This window comes from Heyndrickxia coagulans DSM 1 = ATCC 7050, assembly GCF_000290615.1.
GTDB classification, from domain to species: Bacteria; Bacillota; Bacilli; order Bacillales; family Bacillaceae_C; genus Weizmannia; species Weizmannia coagulans.
In genome coordinates this window covers 67374-82669 of record NZ_ALAS01000118.1, presented here as the reverse complement: position 1 = coordinate 82669, position 15296 = coordinate 67374, and the positions used below count along the sequence as shown (strand labels likewise).

Below are 15296 nucleotides of genomic sequence, written 5' to 3'. Positions count from 1 at the left end.
GTTTCCCCCTCTTTTTAGGGGGAAAATTTTTTTATCCTTTTTTCAAACCCTTGGGCTACAAGGAGTCTGTAACATCGCAATTACCTCATTATTATATTTATAAAGGAAATTTTGTTTCATTTCCTGACAAAAAAACCGGAGACCCCGTCGTTGAAACGGGATCCCTCCGACGGGCAAGCGCCCTCCGCTTTTCTTTGTCCAGCTCCGGGCGCTGTCGGCTAGTGAATTTCCAGTCCCCTCCCCTACGATAAGCGGGCATCGATTCGCCTGCGGCTCATCGTGTTTCCTTTATCCCACATTAACGGGCAGCAAGACCCCCGCCAAAGGACATACAGAAAATACAACCCAATAAGCTAGAGGGTCAACTGCCCGTAAATGTCCGATTAGTTCAACTAACAAACAGCGGAGGCTGGCCCTCCGCTGTTTGAAGTTTCACGTTATCTCAGTTTGGGGACTATGAAATTCATACGCCGACGGGCAAGCGCCCTCCGCTTTTCCTTGTCCAGCTCCGGGCGCTGTCGGCTAGTGAATTTCCAGTCCCCTCCCCTACGATAAGCGGGCATCGATTCGCCTGCGGCTCATCGTGTTTCCTTTATCTCAGTTCGGGGACTATGAAATTCATACGCCGACGGGCAAGCGCCCTCCGCTTTTCTAATCATCCAGTTGTTGGATTTGGAATAGGTTGTAATAGAGCCCTTGTTTTTCCATTAATTGTTCGTGGGTGCCGGTTTCTTTGATCTCCCCGTTTTCAATTAAGACAATGCGGTCTGCGTGGGTGATGGTGGACAGCCGGTGGGCAACGATTAAAGTTGTCCGGTTGCGCGCCAGTTTTTCAATGGCTTCCTGGATCAGATGCTCGCTTTCTAAATCAAGCGCGGATGTCGCTTCGTCGAGAATGAGAATCGGCGGGTTTTTCAGAAATACGCGCGCAATCGCAATCCGCTGCTTCTGCCCCCCGGACAGTTTAACGCCTCGCTCGCCCACCGTTGTTTCATACCCGTCGGGAAGATTCAGAATAAAGCCGTGGGCGTTCGCCGCTTTTGCCGCCTGTACGACTTCCTCGTCCGTCGCCTGCGGATTCCCGAGCAAAATATTGGATTTCACCGAATCACTGAACAAAATATTGTCCTGCAGCACCATTCCGATTTTATCGCGCAGGCTTTGTACTTTAAACGTGCGGATATCCTGACCGTCCAGGTAAACCACCCCTTTTGTCACATCATAAAACCGGGGGATGAGGCTCACAAGGGAAGACTTGCCGCCCCCGCTCATCCCGACAAAGGCAACCGTCTCCCCTGCCCTGATCTCAAGATTGATATTTTTTAACACCGGCTCTTTTTCATCATCATACCGAAATTCGACGCCATCAAACCGGATATTTCCGCGTACATTCCGGCACTCTACCGCGCCCGGCCGGTCATCAATGTCATATTTTTCATCCAGCAGTTCAAACACCCGGTCCATTGAAGCGAATGCCTGCGTCAGCGTCGTGCCGGAGTTGACGAGCCTTCTGAGCGGGCTGTACAAATTATCAATATAAGCGATAAACGCCGCGAGCGTGCCGACGGTAAGGCTGCCTTTAATTACGAGATAGCCGGAAACAAAAATAATTAACAGCGGCGCAATATCGGTAATGGTGTTCACAACCGCAAACGATTTAGCCGTCCAGCTCGTGTGTGCCAGCGCTTTTTCCAGAAAATTGCGGTTATGCTTGTCAAACTGCTTTTGCTCATGGTCTTCAATGGCAAAACTCTTAATAACCGCCATGCCTTGCACCCGCTCATGGAGATAGCCCTGCACCTCCGCCAGCGCCTGCGACCGTTTTCTCGTCAAAAAACGCAAATTGCCGAAAAAATATTTGACCGAAAAAATATAAACCGGAAATACGGCGAGTGAAATCAAAGTCAGCCGGGCATCCATCATAAACATCATGACAATTGCAATCACGACCGTTGTCATGTCGAGCCAGACGTTCATCAGCCCGGTAATGACAAAATCTTTCGTCTGCTCGACATCATTAATCACCCGGGAAATGACTTCCCCTCCGCGTGTATTGGCATAAAACCGGAAACTTAATTTTTGAAGATGGGTAAAAAAGCGGCCGCGGATATCATACAAGATTTTGCTTGCCGTCCACTGCGCAAAATATTGCCGGTAATATTCAACGGGCGGCCGGACGATGACAAAAATGGCAAGCATGGCCGACATCACCCAAACAAGCTTATGTAACTTCTCATCCGGTGAAAGCCCGTGGTTGCCGATAATATCATCGATCACATATTTAATCAAAAGCGGGATTAAAAGCGGGATCGCAAACTTGATGATCCCGATGATGATCGTCGCAACGATTTGAAACCAATACGGCTTTACAAATTTCATGTATCTTTTCACACTACCCATGCATTAAACCTCCTGAGCAAACAAAACGTACCATTTATTTCCATCTTTTTTCAAAATTTACGCATACAAAAAACCTGTTGGCGTTCAACAGGCGGTTTGCTTAACGCAAATAGGTCAGATAGCGTTCGTACCAAATATCAATAAAGTCGGAGCTGAACGGGCCCTTCCGCTGCCGGATCCAGTGGATGAGAATGTCCACGTTCCGCTTTAAAATATGGTCGATGACATCGGGATAGCCCATTTTTTTGCGATGGTATTCATATTCATCCTCATCCAGCAGCGTAAACGTCATATCCGGATAGACTTTGATGTCGAGATCATAATCAATATATTTTAACGCTTCACCGTCATAAACAAACGGCGACCCCAAGTTGCAGTAGTAGTAGACGCCGTCTTCACGGATCATGCCGATAACATTGAACCAGTGGTCGGCATGAAAGTAGCAGATTGCAGGTTCTCTCGTAATCCATGTCCTTCCGTCCGATTCGGTTACCAAAGTCCGGTCGTTTCCCCCGATCACCAGGCTTTTTGTGCCCTTCAAAACGGTTGTTTCTTCCCATATCCGGTGAATATGGCCGTTATGCTTATAACTTTGGATTTGGATTTTATCACCTTCTGCCGGGATTCCCATCATCTCATGCCCACTTTCATGATTGTTTATATGTAAACCTGTGCCCGTTATGTGCCGGAATGAAACTTATGTAATCAAACGATCTGTTTTCTATCTATTATAACGGTTTCTGAACGCGATTAAAACTAAACAATCCTATTTGAAATAGGATTGTTTATGTGCAAATTTTTGAACTGCGATAAACCCGGATCAGTTCAACCGTCTGCGATTCAAAAACTTTTTCAATTTCCTGCAATTCTTTATTCATCCGGCCGATTTTATCAAGGATATCTTCCGCCATTGTTTCCTCCTGCAACTTCAACAGTTCGCTTTTCACTTCGTTGCATCTCTCCATTTCCGATTGCAAAAACAGCAGCCTATCCATCGTGTCCATTTGCTGTGCCACAAGCCGATTAAATTCTTCCATCAAAGTTTTTTACCCCCTAAAGGATGAATTGAACTTTTCATTCACACATATTCTCGATGGAAGGGCAAAATCCTTTGACTTCTTTTGTCGAACTCCGAAAGCCTTAAAAGAAAAAAGAGGCCCCCGGTTCGGGAAACCTCTTTCTATCGGTTATTGCTGGCCGAATTGCCCGGCGTTTTGCGATTTTTTCGCTTCAGATTGCTGGTTTTGTTTTTTTACTTCCTGTGCGCTCGTTTCGCTTGCGAATTCAGAACCGAAAGAACCTTGGCCGGAAGCAGACTTCGCATTTTGCTTTCTTACTTCCTGCGCATTTGTTTCGCTGGCAAATTCAGAACCAAAATTTCCTTTGGCAGCTTTATTGAAGTTGTTGTTGTTTGCCATCGTTATCACCTCCACGGGTATTAATATAACCAGAGGCGCAACGATTTATCCTTCCCATAAAAACTGGAAAATAAAGGAACTCAAAGCTGGCGTGCTCAACTTAAAAGAAGCGAGCGGCCGCCGTCCACAATGATCGTCTGGCCGCGGATCATAAACGCCTCGTCTGAAATTAAAAAGCGCACGGCGTTCACCATATCCTCGACCTCAACCATTCTTCCTGCCGGCGTATGTTTCCGCGCGTCTTCCAGTAGTGCTTCGCGGTTCGGGAAAGACTTGAGCGCATCCGTATTCAATACGCCGCCCGAAACTGCATTCACACAAATACTCGGCGCCAACTCAACTGCCAAATAGCGGGTTAAAGCTTCAAGCGCTGCTTTCGACACACCGACCGCCGTATAATTTTCGATATAGCGGATCGAACCGAGCGAACTGAGGCTCACAATTTTTCCCCCGCCGTTTTCTTCCATCAGTTTTGCGGCTTCCTGCGCACAAAACAGGAGCGCCCTGCTGTTAATATTCATCGTCCAGTCCCAATGGCGTTCTTCCAGCTCCATTGCCGGGCGCTCGACACCTGAAGCGGCATTATTGACAAGCACATCAAGCCTGCCGTATGTATCCCGGATTTGCGCGAACATTTCTTTTATTTTTTTCACGTCCCCGACATTTGCTTTGATCAGAAGCGCTTTTTGCCCCAGCTTTTCAATTTCTGCTGCCACTTCTTCGGCTTTGGGCCGGCTGCGCGCATAATTGATGACCAGATCATAGCCGCTCTTTGCAAGATCGAGCGCAATCGCCCGGCCCAGCCCCTTGCTTGATCCGGTTACAAGTGCCACCTTATTTGCCAATGATTCCACCTTCTCCGTTTTCTTTATGATTTTTGCAACGCTCTCCCTTTTTCAAAAAGCCGCGATGCATCCTGCTCCTTATCACCCTGGAATGCGGCATTTTCCACGCCTGCCTGAAGCCCGGTTTACAGAAACGCGGCTGTCCCTTGTTGCGGAACCGATTCGGATTGCGCGGCGCTCCGCTGGCTTATCTTTGGAACCGGTTCAGCCTGTCATAAAATGATGTTAAAAATGCATAAAGGGCTTTTTCTGAAGCCGCCATTTCCCTTTTTTTCGGGATCATCACGCCGACCGGGCGCATCAGTTCTACATCGCTGATTTCCGCTTTTACGATTTCTTCAGACAGATTAAATAATAGCGCAGGCTCAGGCAGAATTGCAACACCCGTTCCGCTTGCAACAAGGCCTTTAATCGTCTCCATGTCCTCGCCTTCAAATGCAATCGCAGGCTCAAAACCGGACTTCCGGCAGGCGGAGAACAGAATTTCACGAATCGAAAAGCCCTCCCGAAATGTAATGAAACGTTCGTTTTTCAGCTGGGCGAGCCGGATCATTTCCTGCCCGGAAAGCGGGTGGTCGCGGCGGAAGAGCAGCATGAGCTTTTCCATGTATAAAATTTCACCGCTAACCCCGGGATGGTCATCCGGCACAGGAGAGGCAAGCGCCAGCTCAAGTTCCCCGTTTTCAATCAACCGGATCAAATAGCCGGGGGTCCCTTGCACAAACTGGTACTCGAGGCCGGGATGTTTTTCGCGAAACTGTGCCAACAGGGAAGAAAAGGTCTGGACCGATAACCCGGTCGAAAAACCGAGGCGGACCGTCCCGTTATCCGGATCGAGGAATTCCTGCATTCTTTGCTTGGCTTTATCAATTTCGAGCACGACTTTTTCAGCGTGTTCTAAAAAAACTCTTCCGATCGGCGTCAGCCTGACATTCCTTCCTTCACGCCAAAAAAGGGAAACGCCAAGTTCGGCTTCCAAAAGGGAAATTTGCCGGCTGATGGCGGATTGGGCGACATGCAGCTCATCTGCAGCGTGTGTCACATGCTCCCTTTTGGCGACTTCAATAAAATAAATTAACTGTCTTAACTCCATGCGAATCACACCATTCTTAATTTGAGATTAATTTCATCTTAACTATATATTGTAAGAAAGGATCACAAGAGGGTAAAATTTAAAATAATCTTACTTTTCGGACTCGACCTGATGATGGAAGGAATGTGAAGCAATGAATAATCAACATTATGGACTTTACCGACCTGAATTTGAACATGATGCATGCGGCATCGGCTTTTACGCGGACATCAAGGGCCGCGCGTCTCATAAGATCATCACCACTGCTTTGGAGATGCTGAGAAGGCTGGACCACCGCGCCGGTAAAAATGCCGACGGGACAACGAGCGACGGCGCCGGTATTTCAATGCAAATCCCGCACGCGTTTTTTGAGGCCGTATGCTCCTTCACCCTTCCAAAAAAAGGGGAGTATGCAGTGGGAATGCTTTTTCTGCCGCATGATCCGCATGCTGCGGAGGACATTCTGAATGAATTCCGCATCCAGGCTGCATCACTCGGCCTTTCAGTGCCCGGTGTCCGTGAAGTTCCGGTAAATCCGGAAGTTCTTGGGCGCCAGGCGGAAGAATCGCGGCCGCACATCGTTCAGATTTTCGTTTCTTCTTCTTCAAACGATAACACGGAAGAAGCGGTTTTTCAAAGAAAGATCTATATATTGCGGAAACTGGTTGAGAACAAATTCGGTTCCTCTTTTTATGCCGCCAGTTTTTCGAACCGGACAATTGTATATAAAGGCATGGTTTCGGCGGAACAGCTCCCTCTGTTCTACACTGATCTTGCGGACGAACGGTTTCAATCTGCCCTTGCGCTGATCCACTCGCGGTTCAGCACCAATACGTTTCCCAGCTGGGAGCGGGCCCACCCGAACCGGATGATCGCCCACAACGGAGAGATCAACACCATCAAAGGGAACGTCAACTGGTTCAATGCAAAAATCGAATTGTTTGCAAACGAACTGGACCTTGGCACATTGAAAAAAATCCAGCCTGTGATCAACAAAAACGGTTCGGATTCGGCGATTTTTGACAATGTCCTTGAATTTTTAACAACAAACGGCATCTCCCTTCCGCATGCGATCATGATGATGGTGCCGGAGCCGTGGGAAGACAACGAAGACCTGCCGCCTTACTTAAAATCATTTTATGAATACCATAGCCAGATTATGGAACCGTGGGACGGACCGATGGCGCTCGAGTTTACGAACGGAAAACAAATCGGGGCGGTGCTTGACAGAAACGGCTTGCGCCCGGCCCGTTACTACATTACCCATGATGATAAAATCATTTTTGCATCTGAAGTCGGCGTCGTCGATGTGGAGCCGGAAAACGTCAAAGAACGGCGCCATTTAAAACCGGGTCAGCTGTTGTTCGTGGATCTTGAAAAGGGGGCCCTTATCCCGAGCGACGAACTAAAAGCACAGGTCAGCCTTGAAAAACCGTATGCAGAGCATCTCGAAGATTCAGTGATAGACCTGGAGGAAAGCCACTTTATCCCGGCTGCATCCAGTCTTGAAAAAAATGAACTGGCTTATTGGCAGACATTATTCGGCTACACTTATGAAGAATGCACAAAGTCCATCGTGCCAATGGCGCAGGAAAAGAATGAACCGATCGGGGCAATGGGCGTCGATACACCGATTGCAGTTTTATCGGAGCGCCCGCAGCTTTTGTTCCATTATTTCAAACAAAGCTTCTCGCAGGTCACGAACCCCCCGATTGATTCCATTCGCGAAGCATACGTCATATCTACGGTTACCTGGCTCGGCCCGCAAGTATCGCTTGACGGCCATGACGATACCGCCCATAAAAAAATCCGGCTGGAACACCCGTTTTTAAGCACGGCCAAATTTAACGCCATTTTAAACCAGGGAATGAAAACGGCTTTTCTTCCTGCGTACCATTCGCCGGATATCAGCCTTGACCAGGCGCTGGAACAATTGCTCAGGGAAGCGGACGAAAAAATCGGGGAAGGTGCGGAAATTTTAATTCTTTCCGACCGTGCGCAAGGCCATCGTGCCGTGCCGATCCCTTCCCTGCTTGCCGTTTCAGCCCTGCACCAGCATATGATCCGCTCCGGCACAAGGCCGAAAGCAAGCATCGTGCTGGATTCCGGTGAACCGCGGGATTCACACCATATGGCCGCTCTATTGGGCTACGGTGCCGATGCGGTACACCCGTATCTCGCACTTGAAACGATTCAAAATTTAATCGGCGAAGGGCATATCGATCTGCCGTATAAAAAAGCAAGTGAAAACTATTTAACCACCCTTAAGAAAAGCGTCGTCAAAATCATGTCGAAAGTCGGGATTACGACGATGCAAAGCTATCGCGGGGCGCAAACTTTTGAAGCGCTCGGCATTGCGGAAAGCGTCTGCGACCGCTATTTTACCGGCACCGTCTCGCAGCTTGGCGGGATCGGGCTCGCGGAAATCGGCCAGGAATCATTGAAACGTTTTGAAAAAGCGCAGAAATTGCTTTTCCAGCACAACAAAGCGCTTGATCCGGGAAGCGAGCTGCAATGGCGGAAAGACGGCGAATACCATTTGTTCAACCCGCAAATGATGTACACTTTGCAGCAGGCAACCAGAACGAACAACAAGGAACTGTACCGCAAATTTTCGGAAACGTACCACCACGGTCCGTACGCCACGATCCGGAGCCTGCTGGCCATCGAGAGCAACCGGAAACCTGTTCCGCTGGATGAAGTGGAGCCGGTCGAATCGATTTGGAAAAGGTTTAAAACCGGCGCGATGTCGTACGGGGCATTAAGCAAAGAAGCGCACGAAGCACTCGCGATTGCGATGAACCGCATCGGTGGAAAAAGCAACAGCGGCGAGGGCGGCGAAGAAAAAGAACGCTACACGCCTGATGCGAACGGAGATTCAAGACGGAGCGCCATTAAACAGGTGGCATCCGGCCGTTTCGGCGTCACCAGCCTGTATTTAACAGATGCGGACGAAATCCAGATTAAAATGGCCCAGGGTGCGAAACCGGGCGAAGGCGGCCAGCTTCCGGGCTCGAAAGTTTATCCGTGGATTGCCGAAGTCCGCGGCTCCACTCCGGGCGTCGGTTTAATCTCGCCTCCTCCGCACCATGATATATACTCGATTGAAGACCTGGCGCAGCTGATTTACGATTTGAAAAGCGCCAACCCGCGCGCCCGCATTTCGGTAAAACTGGTGGCAAAGTCAGGCGTCGGGACCATCGCGGCCGGTGTAGCGAAAGGCCTGGCCGATACGATTTTAATCAGCGGCCATGACGGCGGCACCGGGGCGAGCCCGCAAACGAGCATCAAACATGCCGGCATGCCATGGGAACTCGGCCTTGCAGAAACCCATCAGACGCTAACGCTGAACGGCCTGCGTGACCGTGTCGTACTGGAAACAGACGGTAAACTGATGACCGGGCGTGATGTCGTCATCGCCGCCTGCCTTGGCGCCGAAGAATTCGGGTTTTCCACTGCCCCGCTTGTTGTCCTCGGCTGTATCATGATGCGCGCCTGCCATCTTGATACATGCCCGGTCGGCGTGGCCACGCAAAATCCGAAGCTGCGCGCCAAATTCATGGGCAAACCGGAATATGTTGTCAACTATATGCGGTTCATCGCAGAAGAGGTCCGCGAAATATTGGCTGAATGCGGCTACCGCAGCCTTGATGAACTTGTCGGCGAAACCGGCTTGCTGAAAGTGAAAGATGAGGTTAAAAACCATTGGAAAGCGAAACAGCTTCATTTTGATAAATTACTGTTTAAAGCGGGTGATACACCATTTGCTGTGCAAGGCAAAACGGCGCAAAGCCATAAACTGGAAGAACGCTTTGACAGCCGGGAATTGAACCATTTATCCGTATCCGTCCGGAACAGGCAGCAAACAGCCGTCACCTTGCCTGTGCGCAACACCGACCGGGCAATCGGCACCACTTTGGGCCATATCATTACAAAAACTTACGGTGACGAAGGGCTGCCGGAAGATTTTATCCACATTCATCTGCATGGTTCAGCAGGGCAAAGCCTCGGCGCCTTTATCCCGAAAGGCCTGACACTGAACCTTGAAGGAGATGCCAATGACTACGTCGGGAAAGGATTATCGGGCGGAAAAATCGTTGTGAAGCCGGGTGCCGGATGGAGCCGGGACGAAGAACAGGCCATCATCGGCAACATCGCCTTTTTCGGGGCAACATCGGGCGAAGCATATATCCGCGGAACGGCCGGCCAGCGTTTCTGTGTCCGTAACAGCGGCGTACATGCCGTTGTCGAAGGCATCGGAGACCACGGCTGCGAATATATGACCGGCGGACGCGTTGCCGTGCTCGGCCCGATCGGCAAAAACTTTGCGGCCGGGATGTCCGGCGGGATTGCCTACATTTATACCGGCGCAATGGGTGAAGATGAAGTTTTATCCCGGATCAACCAGGAACTTGTCAGCATTGAAGGTGTGGATTCTGATGAAGATATGCGCGAACTTTACCATATGATCCAGAAACATTATCAATACACCGGCAGCCCTGTTGCCAAACGGATTTTGAAGAATTGGGAGCTGGCCCTGCATCAGTTTGTCAAGATTGTTCCACGCGAATACAAAGCGATGATGGAACTCATCCAGTACTTCCTGGATCAGCAAATGCCGCTTGATGAAGCGAGGCTTGCCGCTTTTGAATATAAAAAATCCGGAAAGCACCTGCCGGAAATCGAAAAAGAAAAAGCTTTCCCGACAGAAGTAAAGTAGATGGGTAAATCCATCCGGAAGCGTCCGGATGGATTTACAGGATTGTGTGTGGATTGAAACGAAAAAAAACGGAGACCTATCATGTCCCGTCAGCGGACCGATAAGAAGCACGAGGATGGCTGTTTTAAGAAAAATGGAGCATCGCACGCAAAACGGAAACTTTTTTCCGGAAAAAAGCTGAAATTGTACGACATCTATATCCCTCCGGCAGCGGCCGGGTGATTTGTGAGGAGTGTGAGACATGCGCGGAACGACAGATTTTGTTGACCAGAAACGTGAAAAACCGAAAGAACTGGATGCCGCAAAACGGGTGGCTACATGGAAAGAATACGTGCAGCCATTTCCGGCAGAAAAACTGAGAACGCAGGCATCCCGCTGCATGGAATGCGGCACCCCGTTCTGCCAGATGGGGGAACTGATCGGCAGGCAAACGAGCGGCTGCCCTTTGTATAATTTAATTCCGGAATGGAACACCCTTGCCGCCCAGGGAAAATGGGAAGAGGCCTACCAGCGTTTGCTTTTAACCAATAATTTCCCGGAATTCACATCGCGCGCCTGCCCGGCACCATGCGAAGGCTCGTGCACAGCCGGGCTGGTCAGTGAACCTGTCACCATTAAAAGCATTGAAAGAGCCATCATTGACCGTGCCTGGGAAGAAGGCTGGATCAAGCCGAGAATCCCGCTGAAACGGAACGGCTTAAAAGCAGCCGTTGTCGGAAGCGGGCCGGCCGGATTGACGGCAGCTGACGATTTAAACCAGGCAGGCTATGATGTTACCCTCTTTGAAAAAGAAGACCGTTTTGGCGGGCTGCTCATGTACGGGATTCCGAATATGAAAATTGAAAAGCAGTATGTAGAGCGCAGAGTGGACCTGTTGCAGGCGGAAGGCATCACATTTAAAGCCAATACCGAAATCGGCAAAGACATCACGCTTGCAGAACTGGAGGCTGCTTTTGACGCCGTCCTGCTTTGCATCGGCGCGGAGAAACAACGTGACATGGACATTCCGGGGCGTGATTTAAAAGGCATCTACCCGGCAATGAAATATTTGAAAGCCAGCACAAAACATCTGCTTGACCATGGAGAAAACGGTGAACCGCAAATTTCGGCAAAAGGGAAAAAAGTGATTGTCATTGGCGGCGGCGATACCGGTGCGGACTGTGTGGCAACCGCAATCCGGCAAGGGTGCAAGAGCGTCGTACAGTTCGGAAAGCACGGAGAACTGCCGAAAGAACGCCCGGAACACGAACCATGGCCGGTGAACCCTTCCCTGTTCACACTGGATTATGCATATGAAGAATCATTTAAAGTGTTCGGGGAAGATCCGCGGCAATATTATATCCAAACCACAGCATTTCTCGGTAATGATAACGGCGAAGTAACAGGGCTTGTTACCGTGCCGTTTTCAGATCAGCGGGGAGCGGAACAGCAGATATGGGATGCGGATCTTGTGCTCATCGCGATCGGATTCCAGGGTGTCGATGATGCCAAATCAGCCGGCATCGAACTTCAAAACGGGCTGATACACACCTTGCCCGGGAGTTTCCGGACAAATCGGGAAGGCATTTTTGCCGCCGGCGATGCGAAACGCGGCGCAAGCCTGATTGTCTGGGCAATGCAGGAAGGCAAAAAAGCCGCAAAAGAAATAGACCTGTATCTCTCACAAAAAAACAAAGCGGCCTGCCAGCCATCTGCATAAAAAACAGCCCCAAGCTTTTCAAAAAGCTCGGGGCTGTTTTGTTGCTGAATGCCCTTTTGAAGGACATTTTGGCTTGCGGTTCGTCCTTTTTTTCTTTCATAGCGATTAATCGTGAAAGAGGGAACTTCATAAATCCACTTCAAATATAACTCTCATCGTGTTGCCTATATCATCGTATTCTTAAAACCACGTACAAGCCCAAATAAGAGATTTTTAATGTTTTTGTTTATCTTTGATATGCAACTGAAAAAAGATTAGCGCTAAAACAAATAAAATTATCGGAATAACTATTAAACTAGAACTTAATAGAGTATAGGTCGTATCTCCATCCATTCTCCCCGTTTTTATTTGTAAATTTCTATAAAATGTTGCTAATTGAATAACAAAAATCATTATTAGACCAGTTATAAAACTAAGAAGAGAAAACTTGAAGTACATAAATAACCCTCCTTATTCATTTGATAATAAATTATAAAGTAAACAAAAATTTTATAACTTTTTATAAGTTATTAAAAACTGTTTAAGCCCTTCCATTGCAAGAAGAAATAACCAAACCTGATTATTTTCAACAATAATTATGACAAGAAATCTCTGCATTTTCCAGCAAATTTGCAATCATTACTTACTGATGACCCGGAAGGCTTTCCAGATTTTTTGATGGGGCACAGGAAATGCAAACGTTTCAATCTCGTCAGGAAGCACGCATTTTAGTTCATCCGTTTCCTGCACATGATTTAAAATTTTCCCGCGGTATACCCGGATGTCCCAAATTAAATGGGTAAAAACATGCCGTATTTCCGTAAAATGCTCCGTCTCGAGTGCGGCTTCAATTTGAAATGCCTCTCCAAGATAGTCCTTCAATACCTGCCTCGCCGGCAAAACGGCACTTTCTTCCACTTGAACAAATTCCCACATATTTGCAAGCAGCCCTTTATCCGGACGCTTATGGATCAAAATGCGCCCGTCTTCATCTTCCAAAACGGCCGCCTGGAGCCGGATCTGTTTCTGCTTTTTCCCTTTTGATTTCACAGGCAGCTCATTAATGGTTCCCTCTGCAAACGCCCGGCAATGCTCCCGGACCGGGCAAAGCAAACATGACGGCGATTTTGGCGTGCAAACGAGCGCACCAAGTTCCATCAAAGCCTGATTAAAATAAGACGGATTCTCCTGAGAAATCAACTTGCGGACGGCTTCTTCAAAAACCTTTCTTGCAGAAGGCTTTGCAATGTCTTCCCATATGGATAAAATTCTTGAAAGCACCCGCATCACATTTCCGTCCACAGCCGGTTCCGGCAAGCCGTATGCAATGCTCAAAATCGCACCGGCCGTATAGGGCCCTACGCCTTTTAGCTTCGAAACTTCTTCCGGTGTGTCCGGAACCGTGCCGCCATAATGTTCCTTCACTTCTTTTACGGCAGCGTGCAAATTCCGGACGCGTGAATAGTAGCCAAGCCCTTCCCACGCTTTTAGCACCTCATCTTCACCGGCATCCGCCAGCGCTTCAAGGGTCGGAAATTTTTCCATAAAGCGCCGGAAATAGGGAATGACAGTGTCCACCCTTGTCTGTTGCAGCATGATTTCCGATACCCAAATTTTATACGGGTCGCGGTCCTCCCGCCATGGCAGGTCCCGCTGTTCCCTTTTAAACCAGGAGATCAGATCCTCTTGAAAAGATTTTACATCAAAGTCGCCGACTGGAAAATTTTTCAATGTTTAATTCCCCCAAATGATTGCTATAACTTTTTATAAGCGGGAAAAATACAAACAGAAAATCCTGATTGACCGCCTTTGTCTATTGCAATTCTTCTTAATTTACCATATGATGAAGGCATGATGAAAGAAATAAGCGCTTTAGTAAGGAGCCAGAACCACTTTTAGGAGGAATAAGATTGGATACTGGAACCCATGTTGTTATGGGCATTGCACTCGGAGGTTTGGCAACGTTGGACCCTGTGGTCGCACAAGATGCGGTTCATTTTCACAGCGTTCTCATTGCCACGGTTTTAGGTTCACAGGCACCAGACATCGATACTCTGCTCAAATTTAAAAATAATGCGGTTTATATTCGCAACCACCGCGGCATTACACATTCTCTTCCGGCTGTCTTGCTGTGGCCGCTTGCCATTACAGCAGTGCTCAGCATCTTTTTCCCTGGAACCGATGCGCTTCATTTATGGCTTTGGTCTTTTTTGGCTGTTTTTCTGCATGTGTTCGTCGATATCTTTAATGCATACGGGACACAGGCACTGCGACCATTCTCATATAAATGGATCGCGCTCGGCGTGATCAACACATTTGACCCGTTCATTTTTATCATCCATGTGGCCGGCATTGCCGCCTGGTTGTTCGGGGCACAACCGGGGCCGACGTTTCTGGTCATGTACATCTTCATATTTTTATATTATATCGCCAGATTCACGGCACGTCACCATGTAAAAAAAGCCGTGCTGGCCAGGATTCCGGATGCGGAAAGAATCATCATTTCCCCGACCATTCATTTTCATCAATGGAAGATTGCCGTAAGAACAAAAGATGCCTACTATGTTGCATTTGCGTTTAAATCGGCGGTCACCATTCTTGACAAATTCAAACGGCTTCCGGTTCCGGAAAATAAAATTTTAGAAGTGGCAAAGCAAGATAAAAATTTGTCTGCTTTCTTAAGTTTTTCCCCTGTCTATAACTGGCAGATCAAGGAACTGGATAACGGCTGGGAAGTCCGCTTTACTGATCTCCGCTACCGGAAAAACGGGCATTATCCGTTTGTTGCTGTTGTGAAGTTAAATGAAGATCTGGAAATAATCGGCTCTTATACCGGTTGGATTTTTAATAAAGAGAAGCTGAAGAAAAAACTTGATATTGTACCAAGATAAGGCGCACGTTTTCCGTCTGAAAACGTGCAAAATAACCGGTGCGGGGCATTCCCCACCGGTTATTTTGTTAAGGAGGGCATGAACATGCGGAATAAAGAAAAAGGTTTCCCGTACGATCATGACAATGTATATGAAGACAAACCGCAGGCAAAAGCCGAATATGCTTCGAAACGCGCGGATGGCACGACCAATACGCATCCGCAGGAACGCATGCGCGCATCAGGCCGCCGCGAAGAGTCATGACAGAAAGGGCTGCTGGATGATGCCGGCAG

General features: G+C 48.5%; 11 protein-coding genes. 4 read left to right on the top strand and 7 right to left on the bottom strand.

Annotated features, from left to right (window positions below; genetic code table 11):
• Nucleotides 1-651: 651 nt before the first annotated feature.
• The 6 genes from IC21_RS06155 to gltC form a co-directional block, all read right to left on the bottom strand.
• Nucleotides 652-2400 (bottom strand): ABC transporter ATP-binding protein, encoded by a 1749-nt coding sequence (locus IC21_RS06155; protein ID WP_029141637.1) that lies wholly within the window; start codon nucleotides 2398-2400, stop codon nucleotides 652-654.
• Between the two features lie 100 nt (nucleotides 2401-2500).
• The gene (gene ntdP, locus IC21_RS06150) at nucleotides 2501-3031 is read right to left on the bottom strand and encodes a nucleoside tri-diphosphate phosphatase (RefSeq protein WP_026104742.1); all 531 of its coding nucleotides are present in this window, start codon (nucleotides 3029-3031) and stop codon (nucleotides 2501-2503) included.
• A 154-nt stretch (nucleotides 3032-3185) separates the two neighbouring features.
• The gene (locus IC21_RS06145) at nucleotides 3186-3440 is read right to left on the bottom strand and encodes a YgaB family protein (protein WP_017552879.1); all 255 of its coding nucleotides are present in this window, start codon (nucleotides 3438-3440) and stop codon (nucleotides 3186-3188) included.
• A 147-nt stretch (nucleotides 3441-3587) separates the two neighbouring features.
• The gene (locus IC21_RS06140) at nucleotides 3588-3818 is read right to left on the bottom strand and encodes a gamma-type small acid-soluble spore protein (protein ID WP_029141638.1); all 231 of its coding nucleotides are present in this window, start codon (nucleotides 3816-3818) and stop codon (nucleotides 3588-3590) included.
• Nucleotides 3819-3913: 95 nt separating this feature from the next.
• Nucleotides 3914-4663: an enoyl-[acyl-carrier-protein] reductase FabL gene (gene fabL, locus IC21_RS06135; RefSeq protein WP_013860274.1), complete on the bottom strand. Its 750-nt coding sequence runs from the start codon at nucleotides 4661-4663 to the stop codon at nucleotides 3914-3916.
• Between the two features lie 187 nt (nucleotides 4664-4850).
• Nucleotides 4851-5756, bottom strand: coding sequence for a glutamate biosynthesis transcriptional regulator GltC (gene gltC, locus IC21_RS06130; protein WP_029713769.1), 906 nt, complete (start codon nucleotides 5754-5756; stop codon nucleotides 4851-4853).
• A gap of 133 nt (nucleotides 5757-5889) precedes the next feature.
• Between gltC and gltB the strand changes: the two genes are divergently transcribed.
• A complete protein-coding gene (gene gltB / locus IC21_RS06125; protein ID WP_029141639.1) occupies nucleotides 5890-10455 on the top strand; it encodes a glutamate synthase large subunit in 4566 nt (1521 codons plus the stop codon).
• Between the two features lie 241 nt (nucleotides 10456-10696).
• Entirely contained in the window at nucleotides 10697-12154 is a 1458-nt protein-coding gene (locus IC21_RS06120; RefSeq protein WP_029141640.1) for a glutamate synthase subunit beta, read from the top strand.
• A 618-nt stretch (nucleotides 12155-12772) separates the two neighbouring features.
• On the opposite strand, the gene mutY is transcribed toward IC21_RS06120, so the two are convergent.
• A complete protein-coding gene (mutY, locus tag IC21_RS06110) occupies nucleotides 12773-13864 on the bottom strand; it encodes an A/G-specific adenine glycosylase (RefSeq protein ID WP_019721542.1) in 1092 nt (363 codons plus the stop codon).
• A 179-nt stretch (nucleotides 13865-14043) separates the two neighbouring features.
• Here mutY and IC21_RS06105 point away from each other — a divergent pair, with 179 nt between their 5' ends.
• On the top strand, nucleotides 14044-15024 hold the full coding sequence (locus IC21_RS06105) for a metal-dependent hydrolase (RefSeq protein WP_029141641.1): 981 nt from the start codon (nucleotides 14044-14046) through the stop codon (nucleotides 15022-15024).
• Nucleotides 15025-15108: 84 nt separating this feature from the next.
• Nucleotides 15109-15267 (top strand): small, acid-soluble spore protein K, encoded by a 159-nt coding sequence (locus IC21_RS06100; protein ID WP_029141642.1) that lies wholly within the window; start codon nucleotides 15109-15111, stop codon nucleotides 15265-15267.
• Nucleotides 15268-15296 lie beyond the last annotated feature (29 nt).

Excerpts from the sequence above, each read along its gene's own strand:
- IC21_RS06140 (WP_029141638.1), bottom strand. The coding sequence starts at position 3,818 with ATGGCAAACAACAACAACTTCAATAAAGCTGCCAAAGGAAATTTTGGT.
- gltB (WP_029141639.1), top strand. The coding sequence starts at position 5,890 with ATGAATAATCAACATTATGGACTTTACCGACCTGAATTTGAACATGAT.
- IC21_RS06100 (WP_029141642.1), top strand. The coding sequence starts at position 15,109 with ATGCGGAATAAAGAAAAAGGTTTCCCGTACGATCATGACAATGTATAT.
- IC21_RS06120 (WP_029141640.1), top strand. The coding sequence starts at position 10,697 with ATGCGCGGAACGACAGATTTTGTTGACCAGAAACGTGAAAAACCGAAA.
- ntdP (WP_026104742.1), bottom strand. The coding sequence starts at position 3,031 with ATGGGAATCCCGGCAGAAGGTGATAAAATCCAAATCCAAAGTTATAAG.
- IC21_RS06155 (WP_029141637.1), bottom strand. The coding sequence starts at position 2,400 with ATGGGTAGTGTGAAAAGATACATGAAATTTGTAAAGCCGTATTGGTTT.
- gltC (WP_029713769.1), bottom strand. The coding sequence starts at position 5,756 with ATGGAGTTAAGACAGTTAATTTATTTTATTGAAGTCGCCAAAAGGGAG.